This is a genomic window from Psychrobacter sp., from assembly GCF_018260395.1.
Classification (GTDB): Bacteria; Pseudomonadota; Gammaproteobacteria; order Pseudomonadales; family Moraxellaceae; genus Psychrobacter.
This window is the reverse complement of the sequence record NZ_JAGLBC010000083.1, coordinates 1-10840: the sequence shown is the minus strand read 5'-3', so window position 1 is coordinate 10840 and position 10840 is coordinate 1. Positions and strand designations below refer to the sequence as shown.

Here is a 10840-nt window from a genome sequence, read left to right as displayed (position 1 = left end):
GAGGTAAAATCTAGATTCGGAGCCGTTGCACTTCGTAATTGAATCCAAGTTTCATTAACTGGTCTAATTTTGTTAATTGCTCTATAGATTACTCGTAATTCAAATAATAAGAAAGTTTAAATAAAGATGTTATATCAATATTTTTTGAATACTTTAATTAATTTTTATTAAACTATTTGATTTTAGAATACTATTATTTAAATTACTTGATTCAAATGACTATAGTATTTAGTAGCTGTAAAAATTAAGTAAAATAAGATAAATATAATTTTACAAATATTTACAATTTAATTCTTTTAACATAAATTTAAAAAACACCATTCTTAAATTAATCTAAATTTAGCATACAATTTAATGAGCTTTAGCTTGATCGACGATAGGTAATACCACGATCTTCATATATCTCATATATGACTTCTAATAAAATATCAAAAGCAGGATGGATTGGATTGTTTAGAGCACAAAGATAAATTGGGGAGGTTGCATCTTCATGAACCAATTTTCGATAAATGATTTGTTCCGTACGGACAGACTTTAAGCTATCAGGAACCAAGGTAATGCCTTCGCCTGCAGCCACTAATCCCAAAGCAACTTGTACATCACTCACAGTAGTAGTCTGATGTGGCCAGGCAGATTGCTTGGCAAATAAATGCAATAAAGGCTCGCCAATAAGAGCGGGGCTATCAAAATTTTCATTGTTTATGGACTGACTATTCATTGATTTAATATTGGAAGCTGGTAAATGAGTCTGGTGATACAGTATCACTCGGTAATCTTGAAGCTCGGATAAGTGAATATCAACACTATTGATTAGCGGATGCGTATTGGGCAGCGCAGCCACATATCGCTCATGACGTAATAACAGCTGCTTTATACTGGCATCGTAATGAGCAAAACGTCCAAAACCCACATCTATCTCACCGGCTTTAAGCGCATTAACTTGTTTAAAAGAACTGATATCTTTTAAATGCACATCAAGATTAGGCAAACGCTGTTTGGTTTTGGAGATTATCGTTGGTAATAGCCCATACAGTACTGATGGTACAAAACCTATGTTAAGGGTATCAGGGGGATGTGCCATCTTTTGAGTTAAGGTAATTGTGCTGTCTAATTCCTTCAAAATAGCATCTACTTTTCCATAGAAAAAAAGACCAGCAGGGGTCAATTGCAATGGACGGTGATAACGATCAATAAGCTCGACACCAATTTCTTCTTCAAGCTGTTTAACTAAACGGCTTAAAGTAGGCTGGGATAATTCCGTGACTGCGATTGCATCACTAAAACTTTTTAATTGCGCAATAGTATGAAAAGCCTTTAATCTTTTTAATTGCATTTATGTCTCACTGCTATGTCTCTCTCACTGCTATGTCTTACAACCCAGTCCATTTATATCCTGCTATTGCTAACTATTCGATAACTACTCTATAACTACTAAATACCTGTTCGATAGTTAATAGTTAACTACTTGCAACTGAATCATAAAACGTATTAATACTGCTTGTCATAATGATTTTAATGTAGCTATTCAAATTTAATTTCGCGGCCATCATCAAAGATTAAACTGCCTTCAGTTACTACAATTTCTATATTTTGCGGGTTTTGAATGGCTTTCATAACATTGGTGTCGGAGATACTTACATTAGCTACCAATTGCTGGGCATTATTTGGTGCAATAAGGGGGTCAAAGGTGGTTAATGGAATAACAACAGGTTTTGGCTTTTTAAAGCTAGGGTAGCGAAGTAATATGGTTCCTTTAAAACTGCGAATAGCTACATTTGCTTTATTGGTTAATAAAAATGCTAATTCAACATCACTAAAGCTATCAGATTTAGTGATATTAGCCGGCTGTAAAATAAGGCTGAAATCCTTTTGCTGTGTATTTTGAGTGACTGTATTCTTACGTCCTGTAGGATTAGCAGGATGAAGCAATTCGTATTGGCGTTGTTGCTCTAAAGCTTTATCAATTGTTATGTTTGGCATGGCACCTTTTTCATAAGCTTCACTTAACTGTATTCGCATCATATAGCGGCTTAATAGCTGTTTATCTTGTTCGGAGAGTAGATCTAAAGTATCGCCAAGTTTAACCTCCCAGTTTTCAACATTGCTTGGAATAGTCTGTAACATGGGGTCTTTTTTAGTTTCGTCACAACTTATCATAACTAACGAGCCAGTTAAAACTGAAATTAACAAAGCAGCACTATAGAGTTTAGAGCCTTTTTTATCTGAGTTCAAAAACCCTAAAATCTTCATATATGTCTCCAGTTGCTTCAAGATAGGTAACTTTATGCCATTTGTATAATGATCAATATAGCAGATAGCTAAAATAGTAATAGTAAAAGTTATGACAGTAAAAGTTATAACAGTGACATTTATTACAGTGAAATGTATAACAATGACTTTGAGAGGTTTGGCCTTTAAATAGCTTTAAGACTAAATACTGTAGATTATGACTGATACAACAAAAAGTCTATAAAGCACGTAGATTAGTCAAGAAAGCCTACTAACTGTGCCATAAATAGTAAAGCAATTCCGCCTAAAAAGATTAGACCTGCAATACTATATAGCTTCATACCAGAAGATAACTGATGATCGTTTTTTGCCAGTGAGTAATTTAACCAGCCAAATATAGGTGCTGAAATAAAAGCTGTGATCATAGCAAATTTGAGCATGGCGCCAAGTTGACCGGTAAAGAAGGTAATAATAATATAGCCACCCAAGGCGCTATAAGTGGTCCATACCAAAATTTGTTTTTGCGAAACTTCTATATCGCCTTTAATTAAACGCCAGCTTTCAGCATTTATGCGCCCATAGCCGTCAGCACAAGTTATTGTAGTGCCAAACATCACCATAAATGCAATAAAGGCTACTAATAATCTTGACCACTCACCAATAGTAGCGGTGTACATATTAATCAACTGTCCTACATAAGCACCGCCTTGGGTTTGAATCTCTACACCAGAACCGTATTGTACAAACAAGCCTAATGCTAAGAATACTAGTGCCAATAAGGCGGTGACGATAAAGCCTACGTTAAAATCGATTAAGCCTTGACGATGAGTAGTATTGTCGGCTTTAACTTTGGCAGATATCCACATAGAGTTAATTGCAGAGAATTCAAGTGGCGCAGGCATCCAGCCCATAAGTGCCACAATGAATGCTAAGTTTGCTAAATTCCATGGTGAGACAGGTACAAAATTAGGTGCAATGGCCGTAGGCTTGCCTGCAGCAATAATAACTGCTGCCAAAGTGGTAACTGTTAATGCCACCATAATCCATTTGGTCAGCTTATCAAGCATCTTGTAGTGACCTACAATCAGAAAAAACCACGATATGCCCATCACTATTACAGCTAATGTGCTATTAGACAGCCCCCAGCTTTCAGGCAACATAAATCCTAAAATAACAGCTGCCAATAGTGCTACCGCACCCGTACTAATAACAGAGGCTGCTAGGGATAAGATAAAAAAGGCCCACAAATACAAACGAGATTTTTTGGCATATCCGGCAATCAACGACTCACCGGTGTCATAGACATAGTCAGTACCAAATTTAAAAAAAGGATATTTAAAAAAGTTCGCAAGAATAATCATAATGGCCAACTGCCAGCCGTATAACGCGCCTGCCTGAGTAGACGAGATAAGATGCGAACCGCCAATGGCAGCTGATGCCAGTAGGATACCAGGGCCAAAAGCTTGCCAATTCGAGCCTTTATTATTTGGACCAGCCTGTGTAGAGGAGATACTCATAAAATATTGTCCTTATATTATGTTTAATATTAAGCGCTGAGTTTTAGATATCAATCAGAGTTAAGCCAATATGCCTGTCAACTGAGACATAATAACTGGGTCATAAATAGTTAAAACGTTTAATTAACCTCAGGTTTTGAAATAGAGCGCCATAATATTTGAAATAAATCATCAAAATTATCATTCAAAGGGGTAGGAGATTTGCGGATTACCTGCATCATTCCTATACGCATGACGAAGCCCATAAAAACATCGAATAAAATATAAAGTGGCACTTTATCATTTAAAACCCCTCGACTTTGACCATCATGTAACACACTAATAAAAGCTTGGATCAGGTTTTCATTCTCATAAATAGAAATCTTGCGTATGTCTGACGCCGAAACTGAAGTAAGTACCATGATTGCATCGGGATAATTATCAACGAAATCAAAAACAACCCATAAGGTCTTTCGAATTCTATCTTCCACACTATCGATACCTTGCAAATGATCCATCATACGAACTGCTAGCCGGCCTAAGACTCTATCCATAATAGTATGGAAAACGGTATGCTTATCGCCAAAATATTTATATAACGTCTGTAGCGAAACGTTTGCCATTTTAGCAATTTGAATCATGGTGACTTCCTGAGCATTTTCCCCAGAAAACAATTGATGAACTGCTTTTTCAATGCTATCTAAAGTAGCTGGACGCATTTTTGATAAAGGCGCAATGGTTTTTTTATTGGCTATATCTGTTTCTTTTTTATCTTTTGATTTTGCTTTATAAGTTACGGATTTGTTACTCATATTTGCCTCTGTTATAAATAGGAAATTATTATTACCATTTTAAATGAAATTATTGCTTATCAAAATATTGTTTTGTAGTATAAGTTCTCAAAGCTTATAATAACAAGCTTAAAATGCTAGTTTAATTATTCAGAGAACGGTAATATTAATTACTATATTCTATTACTGTTCGAAATTTATTCACCTAAACGGTTATGGAATGACACTATGAGCATTGATACTTTTAAAAGCAATTGGATGACTGAAGAACATGAAATGGTATATGAAAGTGCCTTAAAGTTGTTCAAAAGTTGGGAAGCTAAAGACGAGCAGTGGCGTGAGGACGGCAAAATTGACCGTCAAGCGTGGAATGAAGCTGGTGAAATGGGCTTTTTATGTGCCTCAATGCCTGAACAATATGGCGGCGGCGGCGGCGACTTTGGTCATGAGGCTGCTATTCTTTTAGCTCAGGCTCAAGCTAACCAAGCTGGCTTTGGTGGTATGGTTCACTCAGGTATCGTTGCTCCTTATATCCTTCATTTAGGTACAGAAGAACAAAAGCAAAAATGGCTACCAAAAATGGCAACTGGCGAATGTGTGGGTGCAATTGCAATGACTGAGCCTACAACTGGTTCAGATCTTCAAGCAATTAAAACTTATGCAGTTAAAGACGGCGATGACTATATTATTAATGGGTCTAAAACATTCATTACTAATGGTCAACACGCTAACCTAATCGTATTGGCATGTAAAACAGACCGTGAGAAGGGTGCACAGGGCGTCTCATTAATTGTGGTGGAAACTGAAGGTTTAGAAGGTTTTGAGCGTGGTCGTAACCTTAAGAAAACTGGTTTATCAGCTCAGGATACTTCAGAGCTATTCTTTAGTAATATGCGTGTGCCTCAAAAGAACTTATTAGGTAGTGTTGAAGGTCTTGGATTTATCCAAATGATGCAAGAACTACCGCAAGAGCGACTAATTATTGGATTAAGTGGCTGTGGCGCTATTAAATTAGCACTAGAGCTAACCCTTGATTATGTCAAACAGCGTGAAGCGTTCGGTCGTCCTATTTGGAAATTCCAAAATACACGCTTCAAATTAGCTGAAGTTCAAGCAGACTATTTAGCGGTCCGTGCTTTATGTGATTCTGCTATTGAAGCCATGATCGAAGGTAAACTAACAGCTCCTCAAGCTTCATTGATTAAGTACTGGGTTACTGAGAAACAATGTAAAGTTATGGATGAGTGCTTACAGTTATTCGGCGGTTATGGTTATATGAGTGAATACCCAATCGCTCGTATGTATGCTGATGCACGTGTACAGAAAATCTATGGCGGCACTAACGAAATTATGAAAGAGCTAGCTTCACGTTTTATGTAGATTATCCGAAAGTTAAATTTGGTGACTTGAGAATGAAATCAAGTCACTAAATTGTTACGTTTAAATCAGTGATTTTTAACCTGATCTACTATCTTTAACATAGCTAATATTGTAATGTTAATCGACTATTAAAAAAAATAGTTCGAAAAATAAATTATTTAAAGAAATAAAAAGGGATTTATATGACTGAAGTTGCCTATATTTATGATGCCATTCGCACACCACGTGGTAAAGGTAAAAAAGATGGTTCTTTGCATCAAGCCACACCAATTTGGCTAGTTCGCACTCTTCTAAAAGAGATGCAAAAACGCCACAACCTAGACACCAGTTTAGTAGACGATATTGTATTAGGCTGTGTTACCCCAGTAGGCGAGCAGGGTTCTGATATTGCCCGTATTGCTGCTATTGATGCCGAGTGGGATGAGAGTGTAGCAGGATTAACGCTATCACGCTTTTGTGCTTCTGGTCTTGAGTCAATCAACTTGGCTGCTACCAAAGTAATGTCTGGTATGGAAGATTTAGTAGTTGCTGGTGGTGTTGAATCAATGAGCCGTGTGCCAATGGGCTCAGATGGCGGTGCTTGGTATATGGATCCTCGCGTAAACGTATCTACCGAGTTTGTCCCTCAAGGTGTTGGCGCAGATACCATTGCTACCTTACGTGGATTTACTCGTGAAGATGTCGATGCTTTTGCGACTGAATCACATAGAAGAGCAGCAGCTGCTTGGGAAAATGGTTATTATGACAAATCTGTTGTACCTGTAACTGACATTAATGGTCTTTTACTATTGGACAAAGATGAAACTATCCGTCCTAACACCTCTGTTGAAACCCTTTCTAAATTAAATCCTTCATTTGCTATGCCTGGTAAAATGGGTTTTGATGGCGTTATTCTTGATAAGTACACCACTATTGAAGAAGTTATTCATGTACACCATGCCGGTAACTCTTCAGGTATTGTTGATGGGTCAGCCTTGTGTTTAGTGGGTAGTAAAGCTGCTGGTGAGAAAGCTGGTCTAAAACCACGAGCTAAGATTACTATGGCATCTGTCATTGGCTCAGAGCCAACAATCATGTTAACCGGTCCAACCCCAGCTTGTCAAAAAGCCTTAGATAAAGCCGGTATGACGGCTGCAGATATCGATCTTTGGGAGATTAATGAAGCCTTTGCTGCGGTACCTATGAATACAGCTGCAGATTTTGGTGTTTCACTAGACAAAGTAAACGTTAATGGTGGCGCTATCGCCATGGGTCATCCATTAGGAGCCACAGGCGCTATGTTGGTTACCACCGTATTGGACGAATTAGAACGTCGTGACTTAAATACTGCCATGATCACATTGTGTGTAGGTGGTGGTATGGGTATTGCGACCATTATTGAGCGTGTATAAATCGAAGCTTGTTAATTACATGGTCACACTCTTCTTAAGTCTGAATACGAACCGAATATACGCCCTACATTAAGTGTAGAAATAATAAGGATATAACATGAGCACAAACAGCGTAAACGCCATTAATGCATTAAATAATTTCTCGGCAGAAGTAGATAACGGCATCATCACCGTTACCATCGATCAAAGCGATCGCAAAATGAACGTAATTGGCGATGGCTTCAATGAAGCATTTGCCACTTTGACCGATGCCTTTATCAGTGATGAAGAAGCTAAAGGTCTTATCTTAACTTCTGGCAAATCTACTTTTGTGGTAGGTGCTGATATCGATCAATTGGCAACTATCACTACAGCGGAAGAAGCTTTCGATTTAGTTGAATATTTAAAAACTAGCCTGCGCAAGCTTGAAACTGCTGGCAAACCAGTAGTTGCTGCTATTACTGGTACTGCTTTGGGTGGTGGTTTAGAACTAGCTTTGGCTTGTCATTATCGTATTGCTATTGATTCACCAAAGACCAAATTGGGTCTACCAGAGGTGAAACTGGGTCTATTACCAGGCGGTGGCGGTACTCAGCGTCTGCCTCGTTTAGTAGGTATCCAAAAAGCACTTGAGCTAATGACTCAAGGCAAAGAGCTTAACCCACAACAGGCTGTTGAAATTGGGGTTATTCATGATACCGCCAAAGACAACGAAGAACTCATTAGTAAAGCCAAAGAATGGATCTTAAACAATCCTAAAGCCACTCAGCCTTGGGATGAAAAAGGTTTTAGAATCCCAGGTGGTGATAGTAAGAACCCTAAAGTGGTTCAGGTATTCTCAATTGCACCGGCAATGGCAAATCAAAAGTCACATGGCAATTACCCAGCTATTACTCATATTCTATCTAGTGTGTTCGAGGGTTGTTTAACTGATATTGATAATGGTCTAAAAATTGAATCACGTTATTTTGTAGCTTGTGCTTTATCTGATGTTTCTAAAAACATGATCAATACCCTTTGGACTCAGCTGAATAACATTAAAAAAGGTCAATCAAGACCTAATGGGTTTGAACGCTCTAAAGTAAGTAAGGTAGGTATACTTGGTGCCGGTATGATGGGTGCTGGTATTGCTTATGTTTCTGCTAAATCAGGTATAGATGTAGTGCTTTTAGATACCTCTATCGAAGGCGCTGAAAAAGGTAAAAACTATTCAACCAAGTTGTTAGACAAGGCGATAAGTCGTGGTCGTTCAACTAATGAGAAGAAGCAAGCTTTACTTGATAAAATCAAGACCACTACTTCTTATGACGACCTAGAAGGTTGTGATTTAATTATCGAAGCAGTATTCGAAGACATCGACATTAAAGCAGCTTGTACTCGTAATGCTGAAGCTGTCATTCCAGAAACGGCCGTTTATGCTTCAAACACTTCGACGTTACCGATTACTGAATTGGCTAAAGCCAGCAAGCGTCCTAATCAATTTATAGGACTACATTTCTTCTCTCCTGTAGATAAAATGCCTTTGGTTGAAATTATTGTTGGTGAAGAGACAGATGACGCTACTTTAGCCAAAGGCTTCGATTACGTGGGTCAAATTGCCAAGACCCCAATCGTTGTAAATGACAGTCGCGGCTTTTATACCTCACGTGTATTTGGTACTTACGTATCAGAAGGTATTGCGATGTTGGCAGAAGGCATCCACCCACGTAGCATTGAGGTTGCCGGTTTAAAATCTGGTATGCCAATGCCACCATTAGCTTTACAAGACGAAGTATCTCTAAGCTTATCATTACATGTTATGCAGCAGACCAAGCGTGCTTTAGAAGCTGAAGGCAAGATTTTTACCCCGCATTCTGCTATGCCAGTAGTTGAAAAAATGGTTAATGAGCTAGGACGTGAAGGTAAAAAAGTCGGCAAAGGTTTCTACGATTATCCAGAAAATGGTGAAAAACGATTATGGCCTGAGCTGACTAAGCTTTATCCAACTAAAGATGATCAGCCTTCTCAACAAGACTTAGTTGATCGCCTACTTTACGTTCAAGCTAATGAAACCGCTAAATGTTATGAAGAAAATGTGGTGCGTTCTGTAGCGGATGCTAACGTTGGATCAATCTTTGGTTGGGGTTTTGCACCAAATCAAGGTGGTACGTTACAGTTCATAAACTCTATAGGCGTTCAAAAGTTCGTTGAACGTAGCAAAGAACTTGCTGCTGCCTATGGTGAGCGTTTTGCACCTGCTAAAATTCTTGTAGAAATGGCTGAAAAAGGTCAGGAGTTTAGCGATGAGTAATCCACTTCTGGATCAAATGTCAGACTGTCTACAAGGCATTAAAGTAGTGGATCTAACCCGTAATTTGCCTGGTCCATTTGCGACTAGGCTACTCGCGGACCTTGGTGCTGAAATTGTAAAGATTGAACCGCTTAATGGGGACCCAGCCCGTGCATTTGGTCAGTTGTTTACTGCCCTAAACCATGGTAAAGATACTCACAAAATAGATTTCCGTGATGAAGTTGGTATAGAAGTTATCAAAGAGCAGATAAAAGATGCTGATGTTATGCTTGATAGCTTCCGTCCTGGGGTTCTTGAAGCCACAGGTTTAAGTGCAGAGACTTTACATGCGTTTAATCCGAAATTGGTTATAGTGTCTATTACTGGTTATGGTCATGCCGATGGTGATACGGTTGACCATGATTGGAGCCAAAAAGCGGGGCACGATATTAATTTTATGGCGATGAGTGGCGTATTAGACCAGTTAAAGACAGCAGATGGTGGTCAAGCTATGCCTAACATCCAGTTTGCTGATTTGGCAGGCGGTAGTGACACTGCGGTGATTGCTCTATTGTCAGCAGTTATTGCTGCCAAATCTACTGGCAAAGGTCGTCACATAAATATCAGCATGACGCATAGTTTATATAATCATATGGTTATGCCTAAGTCTACTGGTAAGCTCATCGAACAGATGACTGGTAAAAAACCGGTTCCACAGTACGACTTCTTAGGAGGTCTACTACCTTGCTACCGTCTATACAAAACGGCAGATGAGCGTTATATGGCGGTCGGCTCGCTTGAATTAAAGTTCTGGCAGGGACTATGTGATGTGCTTGAGTTATCAGAACTGAAAAATACGCATTGGCAAAAAGGTGTATTACCAAATATGCCAGACAGCCGTGCTGCTATGCAAACTGTGTCAGATGTTATTGCAAGTCAGCCATTAGAGCATTGGCAAAAAGTATTCGCTGACACTGATGTTTGTGTAACGCCTGTACTGACTCTATCAGAAGCGCAACAACATCCATTATTTGCGCATCAAGATGAGTATGGTGCCACTGCAGGTTGGCAAATGGTCAACTAGAAATTATTAAATTGAAGTGCATTAATTAAAAGTTCAATTATGGTAATTTTAGTAACTGGTACCTCACTACTTAATAAGAGTCACCAAGAGATGATTGAAAAATTAGTCAGCTCTTAGTTTTAAAATAGGTAAATTACTTAGTACTTGTAATTTACCTATTTTATGTATCTTAGATTAACACATGAAGTGCAATATCAAATGACAGGTGAAAAAAAGACCTA

8 protein-coding genes are annotated in these 10840 nt (G+C 38.5%); 4 read left to right on the top strand and 4 right to left on the bottom strand.

Annotated features, from left to right (window positions below):
- Positions 1 to 361 precede the first annotated feature (361 nt).
- The 4 genes from QZ265_RS07340 to QZ265_RS07325 form a co-directional block, all read right to left on the bottom strand.
- Positions 362 to 1333, bottom strand: a complete 972-nt coding sequence (locus QZ265_RS07340; protein WP_296404877.1) for a LysR substrate-binding domain-containing protein — start codon at positions 1331 to 1333, stop codon at positions 362 to 364.
- Between the two features lie 188 nt (positions 1334 to 1521).
- Positions 1522 to 2250 carry a hypothetical protein gene (locus tag QZ265_RS07335; protein ID WP_296404875.1) on the bottom strand — a complete coding sequence of 243 codons (729 nt, stop codon included), beginning with the start codon at positions 2248 to 2250 and terminating at the stop codon, positions 1522 to 1524.
- A gap of 233 nt (positions 2251 to 2483) precedes the next feature.
- A complete protein-coding gene (locus QZ265_RS07330) occupies positions 2484 to 3746 on the bottom strand; it encodes a divalent metal cation transporter (protein ID WP_296404873.1) in 1263 nt (420 codons plus the stop codon).
- Between the two features lie 119 nt (positions 3747 to 3865).
- Positions 3866 to 4537 carry a TetR/AcrR family transcriptional regulator gene (locus QZ265_RS07325; RefSeq protein WP_296404871.1) on the bottom strand — a complete coding sequence of 224 codons (672 nt, stop codon included), beginning with the start codon at positions 4535 to 4537 and terminating at the stop codon, positions 3866 to 3868.
- A 207-nt stretch (positions 4538 to 4744) separates the two neighbouring features.
- Between QZ265_RS07325 and QZ265_RS07320 the strand changes: the two genes are divergently transcribed.
- From QZ265_RS07320 to QZ265_RS07305, 4 genes are all read left to right on the top strand, one after another.
- The gene (locus tag QZ265_RS07320) at positions 4745 to 5896 is read left to right on the top strand and encodes an acyl-CoA dehydrogenase family protein (protein WP_296404869.1); all 1152 of its coding nucleotides are present in this window, start codon (positions 4745 to 4747) and stop codon (positions 5894 to 5896) included.
- 182 nt (positions 5897 to 6078) lie between these two features.
- The gene (locus tag QZ265_RS07315) at positions 6079 to 7287 is read left to right on the top strand and encodes an acetyl-CoA C-acetyltransferase (RefSeq protein ID WP_296404866.1); all 1209 of its coding nucleotides are present in this window, start codon (positions 6079 to 6081) and stop codon (positions 7285 to 7287) included.
- A 97-nt stretch (positions 7288 to 7384) separates the two neighbouring features.
- On the top strand, positions 7385 to 9556 hold the full coding sequence (locus QZ265_RS07310; protein WP_296404864.1) for a 3-hydroxyacyl-CoA dehydrogenase NAD-binding domain-containing protein: 2172 nt from the start codon (positions 7385 to 7387) through the stop codon (positions 9554 to 9556).
- The gene (locus QZ265_RS07305; protein ID WP_296404862.1) at positions 9549 to 10619 is read left to right on the top strand and encodes a CaiB/BaiF CoA-transferase family protein; all 1071 of its coding nucleotides are present in this window, start codon (positions 9549 to 9551) and stop codon (positions 10617 to 10619) included. The genes QZ265_RS07310 and QZ265_RS07305 overlap by 8 nt, the downstream gene beginning before the upstream one ends.
- Positions 10620 to 10840 lie beyond the last annotated feature (221 nt).